Below are 19730 nucleotides of genomic sequence, written 5' to 3' on the forward strand. Positions count from 1 at the left end.
TCAGGGCGGTCATAAACGTCTGTACATCCAGACAGCAAACATACTCGCCCGTTACCGCGCTCACCAGCGGATTTCTGATGGTGCCTTCACGCAGAGGGCTCTTAGCCGTCACTGCGCTGAAAGAGCCCCACGCTTTTGAATTTGCGATGGCGGCCGTTTGCTCTGCCTCGGGTGACGTGGGCGCTCCTTTAGCCTCAGATGCGACCAAGCGTAACTGCCCCTGCATATCCGCTTTGCCCCATTCGTATCCTAGGGAAAAAAAAGGAACACTCGGCATGTCTCAATCAGCCTTCACTTCTCGCAGCTTCAGCCCCTGTAATGGTGGGTATCTAACCGGTGCCCATGAGGACAGACAGGCTGAGTCGCAAGCTCAGCAAATTTCAAGCGCTTGGGTTTCTTCTGCGCTAGGTCGATGCACAGGCTGGAGATGAGTCCGCTCATGTGTGTTTGATCACCGCCATGCAGGGATGCGGAGCTGAGGTAGGCGCGTTAGGGTTTGAAACCCATAACCCGGTGCATATATTGACCGCTGGCACATCGGCCACCCGCATGGCTGCGGCGTGGTGAGTCATCGGGATAAGGAGCGAGCTGTAGTTCAGCAGCTTGTTTACAGCGAAAACCACAGCTACGGCCCAACACCGACTTGTGTAACCCGGGCTGGGACGAATGGGCAAGACAGTGGGCCGCTTGGCCGGCCAGCGAAGAGATTCCCTATGAATTCAATCTGCTTGGAGTCGGCGATCCTCCTCGGCCACAACTTGAATAGAGGATCTTACCGATGCGAGGTCGGCCGGGGCAGCAATCGGAAACGCATTGCGCCTTACCCGTTTAGACGATCGCGCCTGGGCAATAACGGGCGCGGTTCAGCGTCTTTAACCGCGATGGGGGTGCGATGAGAAATCCAAGCTTTCCCCGTACCTGAGAGTTGCTCGATGAACATCGCCTACTGCAGACGGGAGTCCATCTGCCTCAGCTATTCAATCGGCACTTCGCGACAATGTAAGCTCGAAACGCTCTGTGGTATGTCAATCACCTGCTCCGACCAAAAACTGAGGTGGCACGGCGCACGCACGGAAGTGTTGGCGCGCTGTTCAGACCTCAAGCTGCTAGGTTGTGACTGGCACGGCTGACCGACAACCACAGTTTGTCCATGAAATTACTCAGACGCTCCAGAAATCCTTCCTGCGCCTCGCCTGATTGCTCTTGCTCCTAACGGGCTTTGAACCGATCCCAAAACTCTAGTTCGAATCTGCGCGCAGCCAGTTGGGTGTCATCACTAGCCCATTTAAAGCGCTGCGCCGGTTGTATTGCTCGCGCAGCCAGCGATCTACACCCTCCTCCCCCATGACATCAAGCGCCGTGCTTTAAGATCATGCTCGTGGCTCCAAGTATCCGCTGTCCCGATTGACCTCAAGTAATAGTCAGAATCCAGCGCATCGGCTTCAGATGCCAGTATCATTTGCATCCCCCTCAGCTTGAAGGACATGCATCGAGATGCTGATCGAACTCGACCTTAACATGAATGATTCCGAGTCACTGCTGCTCAATTTTGCTGACTTTCAGCCCGGCTCGGATGACTGCCGCGAGGACTCCCGGTTCGCCGACGCTCTGTCAACCCTACCACCCCCTTTGCAAGCCTGAATCAGCATATCAACCTTGGGTGCCAGCGGCGTCCGGGCGGCCATACCTTGGGGCGCTTGTACCTGCCATAAGTGGGGGAATGTAGTGATGGCGCACTTCAATAACCAACGAAGTTCTGGCTGCGTCCTCTAGCAGAGCATTGATCTCAGCTACATTACTCTGGTCGAGGTTTGCGTCCCATTCGTCAAGAAGCAAGGTACGAGCCCCCTCCTTAATAACAAGCTTCATTTCTTCGACCAACGTCTGTCCAGTCGACAATTCGTTGGCCCTGTCGCCAAACGTAACTCCGAGCGACATAAGAATAGCGTCGTCAAGTTCCGATTTAATGACCTTCAACAATGTGGATTTTCCCGCGCCATTTGGGCCTGTAATCAAATATCTTCCATTCGAAGACAGTTCTGCATCTAACAGTGCTAAAAATTCTCTCGGCTTGATGATCAAGCCGTTAGCCATGTTGATTATTTCGACAGAATCATAATCTATTTGTAGCTCGAACCGTTGCCGCGTAAGCGTAGCAGGGAAATCTTTCAAGTTTTTAATCTTCTGACGAATCATCACAAACTGGGAAAGATAAATATTCAACGCATGTACACTGCCGAAAAGCTGTAGCGATCGTGGCAGCAGGGCTACAAGCACGCCCAGTTTGCCAGCGTCCAGACCTGATGGTGACAGTAGGCTTACCAGTATTATTGTTACAGAAATTAATGTTGGGACAGAGGCTGCGGCCTGCTCGAGGTAGATGTAACGCTGAGTTTCCACAAAATAGTCACTAGCACGTTCATCGAAACGTCGTTTGGAGTTAGCAGCCATGGACTTGTTTGCAAAAAAAAGGTTTGCAAGCACGCTGTCGATACGCGTCAGGAGATTTAGTTTCGCAGTCTGGATCTGAGTCGAAGTGGCCTGAATCCGGCCACGCAGGCAAATTACCACCAGTAGCGATAGACAAGTTGCAGAGGCGACGATGCTTCCCATCCCAGAGCCCAATGCTATATAGAACACGCTGCTGGTCAGAATTACATTCGCAATCGTTGCCGTGGCGCCGGTATAATAGGAGACGGCGTACTGGATGGAGGGCAATGCTTCAGATGATAACCACTGCGAAGTCAGCTTTCTGTTCTCGCTCCCCCCAAGCTCAGGCGCCCTGGTTACCTCCTCAACTGTGTTGTCAAAGTACACCTTCCAGACTGAGTTTTCTGCCTTCACGGCCAAAATTGCAGCTAATGAGCTGACCAAGTAAGCCCCGAGCGCAAGTACAAAAAATGCTACCAGGCATTGCTTAGCCTGAGGGGCGCTACCTGCGGAGACGGCAGCGCCGGCTGCGGCTATGCTCCAGGTGGATGCCGCAAGCAGCACCTGTTGGACGATGATTACGCCAATTGAAGCGCGGAAGTATCTGTTCTGTCCAAACATCATAGCCACCATACTAAAGCAGAAAATATGGCTGCACCGCATACTATTACGGCTATCAATTTTCTATTGAGCGATGCACGTGACCGCGCATAGTGATCTCGTAAAACGGTCGCCTCATCTACCCTGGACTTATAGAAGTGAGATTTTCCATCATTGCTCGAAAATTTTGAAATAAATACTGAGAGAAATGCCTGACGGTCACGAGGGGAATGATGCTGGGGATCTAAAAATATCAAATCCTGGACGGTGAGATTGCGAAAAACCAGCGTTGGAATCGGCGTCCTCAGCGGGAAGAAATTAGGAGAATGTAGGCTAGGAGCAGAGCTTTTATCGTACAGTACACCCAACATAATTTCTCGTGCTATACAGGCCTTTTTATGCCTTACGTGTATACGAAAGAGATCTGTGATGTCAAAATCCTCTTTAAAAAGAACAATGGTCGCGCCTGATCTCTCACCAACGTTCGCTTCAAAGTGATTCAAGCAGCTCTTCATTAAAGCATCACTAGCGGTCAGCCCTCTTGAGTCAAAGAAAGTGAAGTAGATTAAATCCTCTTTCAGCGCCTTCGGCATAAAAGGGCATACTGCCCCATTCCTGTGTGGGTGCTTAGCAGGCAAAAAGGCAGTCACATAAGGAATAACCTTCTCAAAGCTGGCACTCACCCACGCTGGCACCATATTCGGATCGAATGTCTGAACAGTCCAAAATTTCACACGTTGCTCCTTCCCTGAAAAAGCCAATCATTAGATTGGCTTTCCCTACATCACTCTTGAAAGCTTACCAGTTCCAGCCTGGGCAACCTACGATGCCCCTCGGACACCGCTGATTACGTGGCGCGATTTTTTTGATGTTGAGCTTTGAAGCGATTTTTGCCAGCAGGCCCCCGCTCACAATATCAGCGAACGTAACACTGTCATGGGAGTCATGAAACGCTGAGGACAACGGAGAGGAGAAGTCAGATTGCATATTTATATCCTTATATACTGAACGTCACGTGCGGAATGCGAATGTGACGCAGCTGCATAATCGTAGTTAGGGTAGCAAAGATCAATGGGCGTTAAAAATATTTCATGTTTTGTTTCATTTGACATTTTTATACGCTTCCTCTCCCCGGCGAATTGCGGTTGGGCATTTACTAGATATTCATTGCTGCCGGGGCGTAATGGCTCATCAGGAAAATGGGAGGTAATAGGTGGTAACCCTAGACGAGTGCTACCGTGCGCTCGTGAAACCTACGCGGCACAGAAATTTCCCTGAAACAATGGATGCACGTTGTACAAAACGCATCATCGGCGCACCTCATCTCTCCTGCAAACGGAACGGCCTTCAAAGTCCTGAGCGGCCATAGTGTAGTAATGTGCCGCACCACCTGCCGCTGACTACCTGGATCAGCACCAGCAACTGCCACTCAAGACAAAGGAACCACAGGTCGCTCATGGGAAGCGGAAATCAACCTAAAGGTCAGAACCCTAAGCACCTCGCAGGAAAATGCTTTGCGGTGACTGGCGCGATGCACAAGCCTCTTGAACGCATTCTCGATGTGCCGGTTGCAGTCACCCTCGGCTACGTCAGCTACCAAAAACAGCTGGTTTTCTACACGCCCACAACTGACCTTAAGCCAATGCTGGAACTAAACCATCCACTGCAGCGGGCAAACTTTCATGCATGGCTGACCTTGCCCAGCCACGAGATTATAGGTTTCACTTTTTTCACCAGCATTGGCGTACGCAACGATTGGCCCGAGTTTATCGGTGCAACGCTTCTTGGCCATCCGACGGAGTCAAAGACTTCATGTCTTTCCACCCACAACTGGTGGGTGATGAGTTCTTGAAGAAACAGGCCTTGTGTCATCGGGGTTTGTAATCTGAATAGACCAGGGGGCCAGAGTCACCCTCCGTACCGCCCAACATCTTCGTTCCGCAGATTATTCGTCGCCGGGCATCTTGGGGGAGTGGCGTCAGGCCCCCACACGCGCTCGCAGCCGCGACCTGAATATGCATCACCCACTCTGTCAAACACCAGTGGATACATCTCGTGTTTGTCGCGCCAGGTACCTACCCCTGTTTCACCTCACCTAAGACTCCGGCGTAGCAACGTCTATTGTCGGTCTCATCCCCTAGAGCATCCATACACCTTAGAGAGAGGGTTCGACATGCTGATTGAGCTTGAACTGAATTCAAATGACTCGGAGGCACTGCTTCGACACTGTGCTGAATACCGGGCCAATACTGGCGACTTTCGAGAGGACTCTAGACTCGCTGATGCTTTAGAAGCCCTAGCTTGCGCGATCAAGGATGCCGTCGAACGTCAGCACCTGAACGATGAGGCGATGGTAATGATTGACCCTGCGCTTCTTGAGGCAGCGGTCGGTTTGTTTCAGGAAAGGGCGCTAGCGATCAACTGGTTGTCTAAGCCAATGCGTGCCCTGGATGGTAAACGGCCGCTCGATGTCTCAGTTGAAGAAGCCTTGACGCTGATCCGCCGCTTGGAGCATGGGGTATTTGCCTGATTAGAACTTCGCGCTCGGCAAAGCCATCCTGCGATTGCACGGGCGACCCGAGACGGTGGCTACCCGTGAGCGGCATGCACGGGAAGCCAGACTATAATATTCGCCGTTCGAGGCAGAGCAGGCCGTCCCGTCTCTGAGATTTTCAGTCCAATCAAGGGATCGCCATGAGCACTCAGATAGCGGGTCAAAACCAGTCTGACAGGCATAGGATACTCAGCATGGCAGTGGCCATTGTGGCCTCATTCTGCAGCGCTGCATCCTTCAGCCAGACGTTTTCATCTTATGAAGATGTAGCGCTGTCCTCTCTGCCTGAGAACGTCCTGTGGCATGTCATTGCCCGTGATGGCAAATCCAAGAACTACTCAGACCTACTTCCGCTGGATGGGGGTACGGTTGGTATCGCTCATTTTGCTAAGGGCGGCCTTAACGCGCTCTACGACAACATGGATACGAACAAGTATTTTGGGAAAGACGGAGCAACGATGCGTCAACAATACTCCACGACCTGCAGACCTGCTGGCAAGAAGGGTGATGATACGGGGTGGGGATGCTACTCACAGAAGTGGTGGAACGAGGGTATGAGAAAATTCCTCGAAACCAACGAATCTAAAGACATCCAACATCGAGCATGGGCCCAGTTGATGAAGCCTGTAATCAAAGATGCGCTGGCCCATAAATGGCAATCAGGACGGCAGCTCGCGATCGCCCTTTTGATCGCCAACTCCTTGGGCGCAGCAGGCTTCAACCGCTTGGCAACCAAAGAGCAATGGGACGCAGAAAAAAGCTTGAATGCCTACGCGCAAACCAGCGATCACACCAAGCGACGCAGAGATGCGCTTAATCAAACCTATCCGTGATCTGATGCCCAGTAATGACTTTAACGCCACCGACAACGCAGCTCCCCGAATGCTCCCCCGAGGGTTGATCAGGTCATCAATGTTCAAGGCCATCCGCAGCTTCTGGGTAAATCCCAAAGCCTTGTCCAGAACGCCTAGATCTGTTCTGGCATAGGCTCCGAATCCCCCCTGGCGCGCTTGGCTGATCAGGCCGAGTCAACTCGATCTCGTCAGATCGTTGGATCTCTTATAGGGAATGAACCACTCGAATACTGCAGGAGCGGAATCAATCATGTTTATCTCATCAAAAAGGCTTTGAATTGATGATCTCGTTTGCGCTTTGTAATCATCAGCCAGATGATTACAAAGGAATACTTGATGATCGTTCAAATTGAGATCGAGATGACGCCCTGGCCGCCCTCCTCGCCAGACGCCTTGAAAACGGTTCATCGGTTGACCGAAGCAGTGACACCTGTGTTAGGGCCCCGAACCAGTGCAGCACCTGTGCGACTGGCAGGTGATTCAGTAAACTCTGCCCTCCTTTGCACTGAGCTCATCCATGAACCTCACAGACGCGATGATCGTGCTGCTACTGGCCGCTCGAATTCATGGTACGGATGAAGGTGTGCGTGCTGCTGCGAAAAGCGTCGTGAATAAGCTGCCTCGTAGCAAGCGGCATGGTATCTACAAAGTGATCGACAGTAAGCATCCCTTGCTCATGGTCGGCTTGATTGCAGAGCACTTTGAGATTTAGTCAATCGATTTCCAATGACGTCCCTTCGTGGGTGCTTTCTCGGCTACTTGAGGTGTGAGATGAAAACTAGTCCTACTGATTGTATGGTGGGCTAACACTCAAGGACGTCCCATGGCCAATCACACCTCTAATACCCAGAAGCATCTCGCAGTCCTGATCGACGCCGATAACGCCCCCGCTGCCATCGTTGAGGGGTTGTTTGAGGAGATTGCCAAATATGGCGTCGCTAGCGTTAAGCGCATCTATGGGGATTGGACTGGGCCTCAGCTGGGTAGCTGGAAGAAGGTACTGCTCGACCACTCGATACAGCCAATCCAGCAGTTTGCTTACACCAAGGGTAAAAACGCGACTGACAGCTCGTTGATCATCGACGCGATGGACTTGCTCTACACCCGCCGCTTTGATGGATTCTGCCTGGTGTCGAGCGATAGCGATTTCACACGCCTCGCCTCACGTCTGCGTGAAGAAGGGCTCACGGTGTACGGGTTTGGTGAAGAAAAGACCCCAAAGCCATTTGTGGCGGCTTGCGACAAGTTCGTGTACATCGAATTGCTGCGTGACGACACCCTGCCCTCACCAGCTAATGACTTATCCGAGGCACCAGCGACTGAGGTCAATCAGGGTGTCGCGACACCGCAAGTTGAGCCTCAGAAGAAGCCGAAAGCCCCTGTCGGTTTCATCGCGAAGATCCTGGATGACATTGCCGACGAGGATGGCTGGGCCCACCTTGGCGCGCTGGGCGCGAACATTACGAAGCTTCGGCCGGATTTTGATCCAAGGACTCATGGCTACAAGAAGCTTAGCGATCTCATCAAAGGCTATCCGCATGCCTTTGAGATTCAGGCGAGAGGCGCATCCGGCGGTACCGCAGCGATGTACGCGCGTCACAAGCAGCCAGGTAAATAGGGGGAGCGTCTTCGTCTCCAACCGCAGCTCATCGGGCCATTGTTGATCACCACCATATCAATCCGATATTTTCGCCTCCGAGCCAATCAGGGAGGAACGGCGATGACTTGCGTCATTTGCGATCTACAGGACAAGGTAGTTTCATGCGTCAGCCAATTTCAGGTAAGGCAGTGCAAGGCGTGCGGGTATTACGGCATGCCAGAGGAGCTAGTCGAGCAAATTCAAGCTACTGGGCAACGTCTCAATATTGAGCGCACCGAGGCATTTTTGACTGCTCGTAAACAGAATCAGCAGCCGCCTTGGATTTCGGTTGAGGATGCCCTGGAGAATTCGCTGCTCGAGCCTGCCTGACACCTACGTTCATTGCGCCCGATCTTGAGTTTCAGGTAACCAACGCCCCTTCCCACTTGCCATTACAGGTTGTTCGGCATTCGCTCGGTCATGCACTACCCCGGCCGACCTCAACCTGAAGATGCCGAGGAGCCGGTTGAAGCATCTGCAGGGTCTTCTCATCCGGTTTGCAATCAAAAAACTGATCGAGACCTTTCTGATAGACCGAAGAGTCGGAATTCATTGCTGCAAATAGCGTTAGGCTGGAGCGCAGCTTGAGGTCGTCGTGCGAGCCAAATATCTGGTGAGCGGTCTTGTTATGGTGATCCAGGAGCGTCCTGGCGCAGCACTGTAATCGGGGCCCAAGTAACGGGTGCTGCAGGTAGGCATGTGCCTCAGCGGGACAGGAGATCCCAAACCTCTGGGCCATATCGCTTCGACCAAGTCCCTGCAGTTGTGGAAATATGAACCACATCCAGTGGCTCGTCTTAAGGCCCGCGGGCAGCTCATCCATAGCCCGACCATAGACTGCTCGTTGAGCATGCACGAAGCGATCAAGATCAAAATCTTCATGCATAACACGTCCCTCGCTCCAAAGATGAAGGCGCTGCGCAGCCCCCATCATCAGAAGCCATAGTCAGTCCGGCACTGCAGTGGCGGGAGAGCTCGCAAGCACTGAATTCATGATCTGCCCCGGATCGACCGCCAACCGGCCTGCCCACTCAACCAAATTTTTAGGCCGGTAGTCATCAAGCTTACGCCAACGATCAAACACCGACGCATCGATGGTCTCGTTGATCGTGGCGGTCGTCGAGTCACCGTTGTCCACCGACGGAGCCTCGATAGAACGATAGTAATGCTTCCCCAGGGTCGCGAGTGCGTAAAGCCCGTGCGCCATCTCGGCATACGAATCTCGAACCTCACACGTGGACTCGTCACCGTCGAGCTGGACATCGTCGTTGAACACCAAACCGTGAGCGACGGCTTTCGACATCAACCACTTCAACGGGATTTGGGCCAGCAGGTCGTTTTCATAACCGCCCCCAACGTTTGCGTGGGCGCCGACAAACCAGCGCTGTTCAACCTGATCAAGGCGACGGGGTGCGAACGTATCACCCTGTTTAGGCGTGTTCTTCACCCAGAGAGTGGGAGCGAATGCTTCACGGTGTTCGTCGATCGCCAGCGCATGGTAGGCATGCGTGTCGTTGATCCGCAGATCTGTTTCCAGGAACGCGAAATCATCCTTGCTCACTCGCGGGATCAACGGCCCGGGTACGCCCAATGCGCCCACGGTGTCCCATACCCCCTGAAACCAGATCGGGATCGGGCGTGAGTAGCGCTTCTGCCAGATGTCTTCCTGTGACAGCTCGCTTTCATCCTTGTGCGCCAGCGTCAGAATCGAGTTCTTCGTTTTGCCGTGCCGGTAGCGTTCGTAGACCTGTTTCAGAGAAATGGGCGATCCAGGCTTGAGAAGTCCGCAGACCGAGATGAAGCCCGCCAGGCTTCGGGCAGTGAATGCGCCGCGGCTGAAACCAAAGATGAAGATTTTGGCGTCTGGCTCATAGTGGTCAACCAGCCACTCGTAGGCCGCCAATACCTCTTCGTTGACACCTATGCCGAACATGCCGCCACTCAGGTGTTCGCCTTTTTGAGTACCGACGCCGGCGCTGTAGTAGCACAGCTGTTCAGGCGATTTGTTACACAGAGATTTGGCACGGTAGACGTTGGTGTTGTCGTCGACGTTGTTCCAGGTGCCATCCAGAAAAAGGGCAATACGCTTCACGTCAGACATTCTTAGCTCCTGCTTAGCCTTTGCATTTTAGTCGTGCTGTTGGGGGGGCATCAGCCTCGGATGACCGGCACGTGTTGACTCGTGGGCGGTCGATAATCGGAGGGCCGATCTTAAAACAATGCTTTGAGGTAATTCATGAAATAGCTGTCATGCGGCTGGGTGCATGCGCGGCCTCTGAGCGCATGTGTGCGTCGTTCAAAAGCCTTAATTTACGAACAAGTTAAGCTTTACGACTGGGGCCTGATGAGCAATGATAGCGTTTTGATTTCAGCTACTGGATTAGTCATGGAAGGATTCTGGGCAGGTGCCGTCAAGTATTGCGGCATCGGTGCTGTGGCAGCATTCGTAGGTTATACCGTCTATCCGCAGATCATCGCATCTCCTTATCTCAAAAACCTCACGCACACTGAGCTCTTCGCTCTTCTCGCGCTAATCGTGCTGGTGGTGTTCGGTCTGTGTCTGGCGTTGGTGAATGCCGGCCTCAAGCCAAAGGCCGGGAGCAACACCGTCAACCTCAAACGCACCACCGTCCATGGAAATGTCCAGGCCGGCAACAACAAAACCTACGAAAAGAAATGAATAAAGCGAACTTGTGGGGTTCCCGTGTAGATGGGGATCTCCGGGTGGGCGATGATACCCATTACATCATAAACCCTCCCCCGCCTGATCCCGCAGCTCTGTCTCGGCTCCTAACCCAAATCCAGGAGCTGAGTGAGACCGACGAGGATTTTCAGTACTTCATTGGGCGCCTGGATTTTTTCACGAACCAAAAAACCCAAACTCCTGTTATTGGCCTTGAACAGAAGCTGCGCAACGGTGGCCGGGACGATCTTCTCGAAATCGCGATTGAGCGAAAAGATGCGTTTGCCAAGCGTCTGTTCAAATCGCAGCTCAATCGAAGGCGCCAAGGTATTTTTCTTTACATCCTGCAAAAGATCAGCTTCGCCTTTGAGGAACAGGTTCGCCCTCTCATGAAGCAGGGGGCTCCCGACACCGTCATCGACACCGTAATACTACATGGAATCGTGGACACGATTTTTCGTGAGGTGATGGCTGAAGACTTCACCGTAGATCAGTACATAATCTCGGGAATGCTGTATTTCCTAACCGGGAAGTGTCACCTGATTTGGGAGAAATCGAAATGCTGATGTATCACCCTGCCTTCGATGCGAACCATTGTCTCTACCGAATTGTGTCAATCCTCAATGCGACTCGCGAGACCCAGATCAGCTGGCCGCTCTTGAGAATGCTTGATTTTTATTACCTGTTCCCGGGGCAACTGAAATGCATTCACCCGTGGCCGCGGGAAATTTCCAAAATGAAAGCCCAGGTCTCAAAAATTCCGGAGCAGTTCGAGGATCTTACCAATCCTGCCCGCACATTTTTTGAACTGGAAACCTTCCAAAAATCCGCAACGCTCGAACTCATAGCGAAGGGCGTCATTTCCAAATCCGCATTTGATAAAGGCATCATGGAACTAGAGCCCGAATCCCTCTCTTCTGCTTACATCGACTTACTGGCCACGGATGATTTCCTCACGAGCGACGCCTTTGCCGTGATCACCAAGGGGCTTCCATCTGTACAGTTCGACGGGTCAAAAGGCCTCAAGCGGCGCTCCGGGTTGATGGAGTATATTTATGACCTCTAAAGCGTCCACGTTTTTCATCAATCGCTTCATTATCGGCAAAGGCGGGAAAGTCGTTTACGACGAGACTTTCCACAGAGGCGTCAACATCATTCGTGGTGCCAACAGCGTCGGTAAGTCCACCATCATGGATTTCCTCTTCAGTTGTCTGGGTGGAGACATCGCGGAAGACCGGTGGAACGAGGAAGCAAGGTCGTGCGATGCTGTCTTCGCGGAGATCGAGCTCAATGGTCACGTACTGACGATCCATCGGCAGGTACAGCCCGGCAAAAAGCCCCCCATGAATTTCTTTGACGGGAGCTATGAGCACCTGCTTGCCATAAACTCAGCCTCAGTCTGGCAAAGTTACGGCATCAGTCGAACCGACGAAAAGCTGAGTTTTTCACAGCAGATTTTTGAGCTCTTGAACTGGCCTCACAGCCAGACTGATGATTTCGCGAACCTGACCATTCACCAAGTCCTGCGTCTAATCTACGTTGACCAAGGCACCGCGGTGAACAAGATTCTGCGGGCCGAACATTCAACATTTGACAAGCCCAGCATGCGTCAAGCTATCGGGGATTTTCTGCTCGGTCTAGATGACCTTGGCATCTATGCGTTGAAGCAGCAGCTTTCAAAAGCAGAGTCTGAGTTTGCCCAGATCGACGGTCAGCTCGATTCGATTTACAGGTTCGTATCCCCTTCTGAAGGTGTCCTGCGCGTCGCAGCGCTTCAGACTGACATCGACAACGCCACCCTTGAGTTGAGGCGATTGCTTGACCGCCGGGAGGTACTGCTGGCGCAGCCTGAGGAGGCGAGCTCCGATGACGAGCTCAAAGTTAAGGCTGCCCAGGCGGGTCAAGAGATTGCCGCTCTGACAAAGGAAATCGACATCCGCACAGCCAAACAAGCCGAGATGGTCAACGAGATCCTCGAGTCCGAGCTGTTCATTACCGCTATCGAGTCCCGAATCAAGGCGCTCAAGGAGTCTCGCACCGCTTACGACTTTTTTGGGGAAGTCAGATTCAAGTTTTGTCCAAGTTGCCTGTGCGCGCTGACCGATGCGGGGCGAGAGAAATGTCACCTGTGCAAGGCCGAATTGGATGATAAGTCTCGTGAGGCCTCGTACCTGGCTGCGCTCAATGAACTGTTGTTTCAGAAGAAAGAAAGCACAAAGGTTCTGGTGGAGCTGCGCACCAAACTCAGCGAGCACTCCCGCTACCTCGCATCAAATCAGCGCATGCTTCAAACCGTAAAGGCCAATCACATTGCAGCATTGCGTTTGAGTTCTGACCGCGTGCTGCAGCTCAATGAGGTCTCCTCCAACATTGGCACTATTGAAGAGCGGATCAAGAACCTTGAGACCAAGGCACAGCTGGTTAGCGCAATCGAAGGGCTGATAGCGAAGAAAGAAAGCCTCAATGGCACGATGGGTGATTTGAAAGAGCGGATTGCAGACAGCAAGGCCAGAACCAGTGAGCGCCGCGAAACCGTCGAAAGCAAGCTGTCTGAAAAGACCGTCGAGCTCCTGAAAATGGATGGTGGATTCGAGCCGGCTTTCAACAATGCCCAAACTGTTCTGTTCGATTTCGCTAAAGATTTCATGTTGGTCGATGGCCGCTCCAAGTTTTCTGCCAGTTCTGAAACCGTCTTGAAGAACAGCTTCCACCTAGCGATCCTGCTGGAGTCCTTAGAGGACGAGAGCATGCGTTACCCGCGCCTCTTCCTTCTGGACAACACCGAGGATAAAGGAATGGGGCCTGATCGCAGCCAAAACTTCCAGCGAGTCCTGGTAGATGCGCTGGCCGAGTATCAAAACACGCCGTACCAGGTGATCATGACCACTTCGATGGTTGACCCGACCCTCGATAAGTCCGACCTTTGTGTAGGGCCACACTACATCAAAGGCACTCACACACTTAATCTTTGACAACCTGAGCGCGAGCCTGCCATGGCGTTGTCAACCATACGATCGCGCCAGGGGGCTCTCTTCAACCGCTCAGGAATTCGGCGCAATAGTCCATTCCATACCAGCCTTAGCACTCTATCATTTGCAAGGAGCTCCATATGCCTGCAGTTCAAACAGCCACGTGGCGCACGTGGCAGGGACATACAAAACAGATAAGTCTTCTACATCCCGACGCTGCTGCCTTCGACACCAAGTACAAGACCACGATCCTGACGGGGCAAAACGGCTCTCACAAGAGCACCCTTCTCAAACAACTTGTCTATGACTTAATCACCCCGTCCGAAGATGAAAAGCCCCCGAGAAGATCAAGAACAAAAAAGCCTAAGCCGACTTCTCACGTTGTCTGCGTATCCGGCTCTCCTTCAGACCGGTTTCCGCAGAAAGAGAAACCTGGCGGCGGCAGAACTCTTTTCGATGTTCCAAACTACACCTATTACGGACAGCGAGTATACGGCAACCTACTTAGCCAAAAACTCCCACTCGAAACGTTACTTACATCTGCCTTGAATGCATCGAAAAAAAATAGATACGCCTGGAATTTTTACTCCGAGTGCCATCGTCTTGTAGGCGTCGCTCCACGGGTTGAGTACATACTTAGCACAGAGGCTCTTCGTGCAAAGGGCATTAGAAAGCTCCTGCTTGAAAAACAAGTCGACGCCAAAGCAGATCGCAGAGGGCAGTTTTTCGAAAGAATCAGCTTTCAACTTGCTCAATGGTTTTTAAGTGAATTCACGCTCGAAGAGTTTGACGAACTCGATCTCCTCCTAGAGCGGCCCAGAAGAAAGCTGTCATTAATAATCGATCCTAATGGCCCTTCCTGCGAACCGACTTCGGTGAACGTCATTCGTCTGGGGCTACTGCTCGACATCATAAAACTGAATGAAGCCAAGGTGTGTCGAACTCAATCAAAAAATCCGTTCTCTATCTTCGAGCTCAGTTCTGGAGAGTTCCATCTTCTCACTACCATTCTGGGGATTGGTTTCAGCCTGGAAAAATCTTCCGTTTTGCTAATAGACGAGCCAGAAAATAATCTTCACCCGCAGTGGCAGAGATCCTTGATGGCGCTGATCTTCCAGGTCTGTGATCACATTCTGGATGACGGACACTTGGTCGTTTCCACTCATTCTCCGCTCATCGTGGGGTCGGCTATTCAAGGCAGCACGGTCATTGACCTTACTGATGAGGAGCCCGTACTGACTCTTGCCTCTTACGGCGCTTCGTCTGACCAGCTATTACTCAATCAATTCGGTGTCGGCTCAAGTCGCAACAAGCTGGTGGTGGATACTGTTCAAAAGGCTATATCACTTGTGGAAACCAATGGCCTGGATAGTATTGAATTTACATCGATTATCCCTAATCTGCTGAACATCCGCGAATCCTTACTCGATACTGATCCATTGGTAGCTGTGATCGATGCTCTTCTCGATGAAGAGGTCGTGTGATGAAAATCAAATTTGAGAAAATTGATCCAGTCCCTGACTACCCCGCTGGGACGAGCGCTTTAGCGTTGGCAGGGACAACATGGAGCTCCGGAAAGGTAGTCTTAAAGACATTCAAGGCTGAAATTAAAAAATCTTTAAGACTGGCTCAAAAAGCCCAGTGCTGTTTTTGCCGAAGAACGTTGTTTGATGATTATGCAAGCCAGCTCGAACATTTCATCGATAAGGATGCGTACGCGGGCTATACCTACGAGATCCGTAATCTAGCGCTAAGCTGCGGCACCTGCAATGGCAGAAAGAACGGGCATTTCAAGACGTGGAGATACCGTTTTGATCGCATGTTCGTTCCTGTAGGAGGCCCTCCTGTCCTTCGACTCCCGGTGCTGAAACCTAGCCTGGCTTCTGGGGCGCCCTACCCAACTAATCCTGACGATTTTCGCTGGGTGAATCCCTATGTGCATAACTACTCAGATCACATCCAGGTTGCCAAAAACTGGATTTTCAAAGGCATTACCCCCAAAGGCGTCAGAACAGTTCGAGGTGCCGGATTGAATGAAATCGAGGCGATCGAAGCACGGGCGCTTTCTGAGCGCCTGGAAAGCCGTGGTGGATGGCTGTCGCTGCTCGTCGGCGCGATGGCCGAACTCGACGCGCACCGAGCGCGAGAAGTGTCTGATGCTGTTGTGAAAGTCATCAAGCGGCGCAGGCGAGCAGGTAAGCTCTGAGGTTCGCTCATTTCTCTCTGGATCACGGGCGACGGGGCTGCTACCCGCTCCACATGCTGCGGGTACACCTCATCGTCTCAAAGCATGCAGACAATTCAGACTTCGAGGTTCCAGACGATTTTGACTCGTTTGATTGGGTGCCGCGCGGTCAGATCTCTCCGTCAGCATCAAGGACAGGCGCTGATGAGCGTGCTTCCAGCTGGATGAAACTTCCTCACTGCTACCTAGATTGCTTGTGATCTGATCCATGATTCATCTCCTGGGTCGTTTTGAGTTTTTTGCTTTCTCGTTGCCTTGCTGATTTTCAACCTGAGGGGACGCCTTGCTTCCCTCTCCCGGAGCGGACTCTACAGGGCGAGCGCGCCGCAGTTGTTCGTTCTCGTTTTGCAGTGACGTGATCGTCGCTACGGTTTCTTGCTCTCTCAGCTCTGCTATAGCCGCTGCCTTGTGAAGCGCCTTAACTTCCTCACGCAGCGCGGAAATCTGCTCGTTGAGATGCTCAGCCACGCCAGCGGTCTTCGCCTCTCCTTGACGCAATGTCTCGACCTGGTTGTTGAGCGATTGAACCAGGGATTCCTGAGTGTGCAGGTGTTTGGCTTGCTGCCTGGCTTCCCCGAGCAGACGTTCGTTATCACGATTGAGCCGTGTCGATTCATCCTGTTTAACCGCAATCGTTTCTCGCAGCTTGCGCTGTTCGACCTGCATCTCATGCAGTTGAGACTCATGCTTACGGTGATCCTGATCTCGCTGTTCCTTCGCCGCCTCCCGATAGTGCTCTAAAGCGCCACGGGCCTGGACATGCTTTTCCTCCAGCGACTGAATGTGCTTGTCCTTCTCGACAACCAGAGCCTCGAGGTCGCTGCAGCGCTGGCGGAGACCAGCGTTTCGTGTCAGTTCAGCCTGTAGCGAGGATTGGGCGGTTGCGAGTTCGGCACTCTGCACCTCCAGCGCGGCATGTTGGGTCGCCGACTGACGCTCAACCTTCGCAAGCGCAGATGTGAGTTCGAGAATCTGGGCCTCGAGCCTCGTGCGCTCCAGCGCAAAGGCCGCGGTGGCTTCGGAGATGGCTTCCTGGCCCTCCTCCATAAGCTGATCCAGGAGTGTCTGCACCATCCCGCTGAGCGCTTCTCCCAAGCGTTCACGCGATGCGGGAGCAACTGCTGGGCTGGAACCTTCAAGCTCTTTTAGATACCGAGAGATCGTGGATTTGGAGCCTGTGTTTCCGAGCTCAACCCGCACGGCATCAATACTTGGATTGATTCCTCTAGCCAGCAGCGTCTGACGTGCTTTTTGCACAACAGCTTTATTGATTCCGCCTCTGGCCATCGATCCTCCTACGATTTCGTACTGTGTTACATGACATGTAAATACGTAACATGAAACGCAAATTTTACGCCGTTTGATCTTCGATTTCTAGAAGCACATAATAGAAGTTTATCGCCTCTTGATCGTTTTCCGCGCCTCGAAAGCGGCTCGATGGCGTACACGGGCGAAATGCGTCGACTTTGAGGACAAAACGGTGGAGAAGGCTGATCGGTACCTGAGCGCCGGTACTCGCGAGAACACGCGTAAAAGCTACCGTTCCGCGATCGAGCATTTCGAGGTGACTTGGGGTGGGTACCTACCCACTACCGGCGCAGGCATCGTTCGCTACTTGGCTGAGTATGCGGACAAGCTCTCCCTAAACACCCTAAAGCAACGCTTGGCAGCGCTTGCCCAATGGCACATCACTCAGGGTTTCCCTGATCCGACCAAGACGCCTGACGTGCGCCAGATGATCAAAGGGATCAGGGTTGTGCACCCCGCCCAGGTCAAACAGGCTGCCCCGCTGCTCCTCGAGCACCTTGAGCAAGCAATCACCTGGCTTGAAAGAGAAGCTGCGGTTGCGGTTGAACGCGGGGACTACAAGTCGCTGATCCGACACCGCCGATCGGTGGCGATCATCCTCATTGGGTTCTGGCGCGGTTTCCGGGGCGATGAGCTGGCCAGGCTGACGGTTGAGAACACCCAAGCCATCAGCAGTGAAGGCATCACCTTCTTCCTGCCCTACACCAAGGGTGACCGCCAGCATGAGGGAACGACATTCCAGACGCCGGCGCTCGCCATGCTCTGCCCAGTGGAGGCCTACATTAACTGGGTGACGGTAGCTGGGATCGCCAAAGGCCCTGTGTTTCAGCGGATTGATCGCTGGGGCAATCTGTCAGGCAAAGGCTTGCAGCCGCACAGCCTGATTCCGGTGCTGCGCCGGATTCTGAAAGAGGCCGGATTGCCTGGAGAACTCTATAGTAGCCACTCGCTGCGCCGCGGTTTCGCAACTTGGGCCTCGGCCAGTGGCTGGGACATCAAGGGGCTGATGAGCTATGTGGGCTGGAAGGATATGAAGTCCGCTCTGCGTTATGTAGATGCCACTGTTTCGTTCGGAGGGCTATCCATCACAGCACCCAAGATGGGAATCGGAGCGAATGCGCCTAAACCCCGTAGTGGCTGATGACGCATCAGCCCCTAGTTACGTAGCCTTGATCGGCCCATCTCGGCAGAAGGTTTGGATGAGTTCGGGTTGGCGGGAAACAAGAACCCCCTGAGCGGCTCGGTTTTGGTTGCCGCCGCTCCCAGACTCAAAAAACCATGGCTATGGTTGGCTACTCATAGGTTTCAAGGGGGAGTTCAACATCAACCGGTAGCTCGGACAAGGCTCGCGTAATCGTCGAGGTGGAGATTCCAGCAAAAAATTGCACTTGGGGACGTTCAGGATCGTATCTATCCTCTGTGACGATCCCTAGGATGTGGCCCGTTCGAGCAACGATAGGCCCGCCACTATTCCCAGGGCGAGCAATCGCAGAATAGAGGAACACCTGCCTACGTTGATAATCTGCAATGCTTTCATTCACGACCTCACCTCCCTGAAGTATGAGTGGAGCTTCGCTAGACATGGGCACCGGGGGATACCCGAGCACGAAGAGCTGCTCCCCAATAACTGGATCTCGGAAACCAATGGTCGTGTCTGATTGCAAGCACGGCTCTTCGAACTCAACAACCCCGACGTCAATCGTTGGATGTTGATAGGTACACCTAACGGCGCAATCACGTCCTTTGACATGTTGAATAGGCCGCACGTCCATGTCACCAATGACATGCGCACATGTGAGCACGTGTCGATCAGAAATGATCCAGCCCGTCCCGCCGCGCTCTTGACCGTCGTTGTCCCCGATCAGGTGGACGGTGTGCGGGCCGAAATGCCAATACAGGTAATCTGGGCCGAGTGCAGGCGTTAGCCACGCATGTCCACTCTCCTCTCTTTTGCTTAAAAATTTCATTGTGTAATAAAACTTTGGAGCGGCCACGAAGGGCCCGTTTCCCATCGCAACAAGTATCCCTTCACGCTCCATCGCATCCAGAACGCCTTTCACTTGGGGAATAAACTGCATTGCGTTCGGGAATATGTTGGTCTGCTCCAAGTACGTCAAAAACTGTTGAACGGAAAACGGTCTTGTTTCGCCTGGCGTCTCGGGGGCTGCCAACGCATGACGGTTTTCGTCATAGCGCATGGGGCTAAAAAAAATTGAACGCATGCACTGCCATTGCTTGCCGGTTGGCGGCTTCCAACGGTTGAAGTTTGCGTCGAATTGGTGATGTGGATAAAGACATGGAGTCGTCGCTCGGAAGGTTTGAAATAGCTCATGCATCCCATGACCCGTCTTTTTTCCAACGTGCAAGCCAGTACGCTTATTTCGTCTGCAATGGGGTGGATGCCGGTCAGCGGGTACAAGGTTATGCGGGAGGTCAACTAGACTAGGA

At 52.8% G+C, this 19730-nt stretch carries 19 protein-coding genes; 13 read left to right on the forward strand and 6 right to left on the reverse strand.

Annotated elements, in window-relative coordinates:
• Positions 1-1650: 1650 nt before the first annotated feature.
• On the reverse strand, positions 1651-3051 hold the full coding sequence (locus EGJ27_RS02085; RefSeq protein ID WP_158619318.1) for an ABC transporter ATP-binding protein: 1401 nt from the start codon (positions 3049-3051) through the stop codon (positions 1651-1653).
• Positions 3051-3764 (reverse strand): DUF6875 domain-containing protein, encoded by a 714-nt coding sequence (locus tag EGJ27_RS02090; RefSeq protein ID WP_125829054.1) that lies wholly within the window; start codon positions 3762-3764, stop codon positions 3051-3053. Before EGJ27_RS02090 ends, EGJ27_RS02085 begins: the two co-directional genes overlap by 1 nt.
• Before the next feature lie 722 nt (positions 3765-4486).
• On the opposite strand from EGJ27_RS02090, the gene EGJ27_RS02095 reads away from it, so the two are divergent.
• The 6 genes from EGJ27_RS02095 to EGJ27_RS02120 all read left to right on the forward strand — a co-directional run bounded on the left by EGJ27_RS02095 (position 4487) and on the right by EGJ27_RS02120 (position 8407).
• Positions 4487-4882: a hypothetical protein gene (locus EGJ27_RS02095; protein WP_125829055.1), complete on the forward strand. Its 396-nt coding sequence runs from the start codon at positions 4487-4489 to the stop codon at positions 4880-4882.
• A 321-nt stretch (positions 4883-5203) separates the two neighbouring features.
• Complete coding sequence (locus tag EGJ27_RS02100) at positions 5204-5560, forward strand: antitoxin Xre/MbcA/ParS toxin-binding domain-containing protein (protein ID WP_125829056.1); 357 nt, start codon at positions 5204-5206, stop codon at positions 5558-5560.
• Between the two features lie 218 nt (positions 5561-5778).
• Positions 5779-6417: a hypothetical protein gene (locus EGJ27_RS02105; RefSeq protein ID WP_125829057.1), complete on the forward strand. Its 639-nt coding sequence runs from the start codon at positions 5779-5781 to the stop codon at positions 6415-6417.
• A 538-nt stretch (positions 6418-6955) separates the two neighbouring features.
• The gene (locus tag EGJ27_RS02110) at positions 6956-7150 is read left to right on the forward strand and encodes a hypothetical protein (protein ID WP_125829058.1); all 195 of its coding nucleotides are present in this window, start codon (positions 6956-6958) and stop codon (positions 7148-7150) included.
• A gap of 111 nt (positions 7151-7261) precedes the next feature.
• Positions 7262-8056: an NYN domain-containing protein gene (locus tag EGJ27_RS02115; RefSeq protein WP_125829059.1), complete on the forward strand. Its 795-nt coding sequence runs from the start codon at positions 7262-7264 to the stop codon at positions 8054-8056.
• Between the two features lie 102 nt (positions 8057-8158).
• On the forward strand, positions 8159-8407 hold the full coding sequence (locus EGJ27_RS02120; protein ID WP_125829060.1) for a hypothetical protein: 249 nt from the start codon (positions 8159-8161) through the stop codon (positions 8405-8407).
• An 88-nt stretch (positions 8408-8495) separates the two neighbouring features.
• Here the strand turns inward: EGJ27_RS02120 and EGJ27_RS02125 are convergent, their stop codons facing one another.
• Together EGJ27_RS02125 and EGJ27_RS02130 are read right to left on the reverse strand one after the other, a co-directional pair.
• The gene (locus EGJ27_RS02125) at positions 8496-8963 is read right to left on the reverse strand and encodes a DUF1810 domain-containing protein (protein ID WP_125829061.1); all 468 of its coding nucleotides are present in this window, start codon (positions 8961-8963) and stop codon (positions 8496-8498) included.
• Positions 8964-9023: 60 nt separating this feature from the next.
• On the reverse strand, positions 9024-10178 hold the full coding sequence (locus EGJ27_RS02130; protein ID WP_125829062.1) for a DUF2235 domain-containing protein: 1155 nt from the start codon (positions 10176-10178) through the stop codon (positions 9024-9026).
• Between the two features lie 186 nt (positions 10179-10364).
• On the opposite strand from EGJ27_RS02130, the gene EGJ27_RS02135 reads away from it, so the two are divergent.
• From EGJ27_RS02135 to EGJ27_RS02160, 6 genes are all read left to right on the forward strand, one after another.
• Positions 10365-10757 (forward strand): hypothetical protein, encoded by a 393-nt coding sequence (locus EGJ27_RS02135; RefSeq protein ID WP_125829063.1) that lies wholly within the window; start codon positions 10365-10367, stop codon positions 10755-10757.
• A complete protein-coding gene (locus EGJ27_RS02140) occupies positions 10754-11326 on the forward strand; it encodes an ABC-three component system protein (protein WP_125829064.1) in 573 nt (190 codons plus the stop codon). Before EGJ27_RS02135 ends, EGJ27_RS02140 begins: the two co-directional genes overlap by 4 nt.
• Positions 11320-11826, forward strand: a complete 507-nt coding sequence (locus EGJ27_RS02145) for an ABC-three component system middle component 5 (RefSeq protein ID WP_125829065.1) — start codon at positions 11320-11322, stop codon at positions 11824-11826. The genes EGJ27_RS02140 and EGJ27_RS02145 overlap by 7 nt, the downstream gene beginning before the upstream one ends.
• On the forward strand, positions 11816-13732 hold the full coding sequence (locus EGJ27_RS02150) for an AAA family ATPase (protein ID WP_125829066.1): 1917 nt from the start codon (positions 11816-11818) through the stop codon (positions 13730-13732). Before EGJ27_RS02145 ends, EGJ27_RS02150 begins: the two co-directional genes overlap by 11 nt.
• A gap of 137 nt (positions 13733-13869) precedes the next feature.
• Positions 13870-15213 (forward strand): ATP-binding protein, encoded by a 1344-nt coding sequence (locus tag EGJ27_RS02155; RefSeq protein WP_125829067.1) that lies wholly within the window; start codon positions 13870-13872, stop codon positions 15211-15213.
• Entirely contained in the window at positions 15213-15935 is a 723-nt protein-coding gene (locus EGJ27_RS02160) for an HNH endonuclease (protein ID WP_125829068.1), read from the forward strand. Before EGJ27_RS02155 ends, EGJ27_RS02160 begins: the two co-directional genes overlap by 1 nt.
• Before the next feature lie 252 nt (positions 15936-16187).
• Here EGJ27_RS02160 and EGJ27_RS02165 read toward each other — a convergent pair whose 3' ends face one another.
• Entirely contained in the window at positions 16188-17261 is a 1074-nt protein-coding gene (locus EGJ27_RS02165; RefSeq protein WP_125829069.1) for a DNA-binding protein, read from the reverse strand.
• Positions 17262-17454: 193 nt separating this feature from the next.
• Between EGJ27_RS02165 and EGJ27_RS02170 the strand changes: the two genes are divergently transcribed.
• Complete coding sequence (locus EGJ27_RS02170) at positions 17455-18423, forward strand: tyrosine-type recombinase/integrase (RefSeq protein WP_125829070.1); 969 nt, start codon at positions 17455-17457, stop codon at positions 18421-18423.
• A 151-nt stretch (positions 18424-18574) separates the two neighbouring features.
• Here the strand turns inward: EGJ27_RS02170 and EGJ27_RS02175 are convergent, their stop codons facing one another.
• Complete coding sequence (locus EGJ27_RS02175) at positions 18575-19618, reverse strand: serine protease (protein WP_158619320.1); 1044 nt, start codon at positions 19616-19618, stop codon at positions 18575-18577.
• Positions 19619-19730 lie beyond the last annotated feature (112 nt).

The organism is Pseudomonas sp. v388 (assembly GCF_003935425.1).
Classification (GTDB): Bacteria; Pseudomonadota; Gammaproteobacteria; order Pseudomonadales; family Pseudomonadaceae; genus Aquipseudomonas.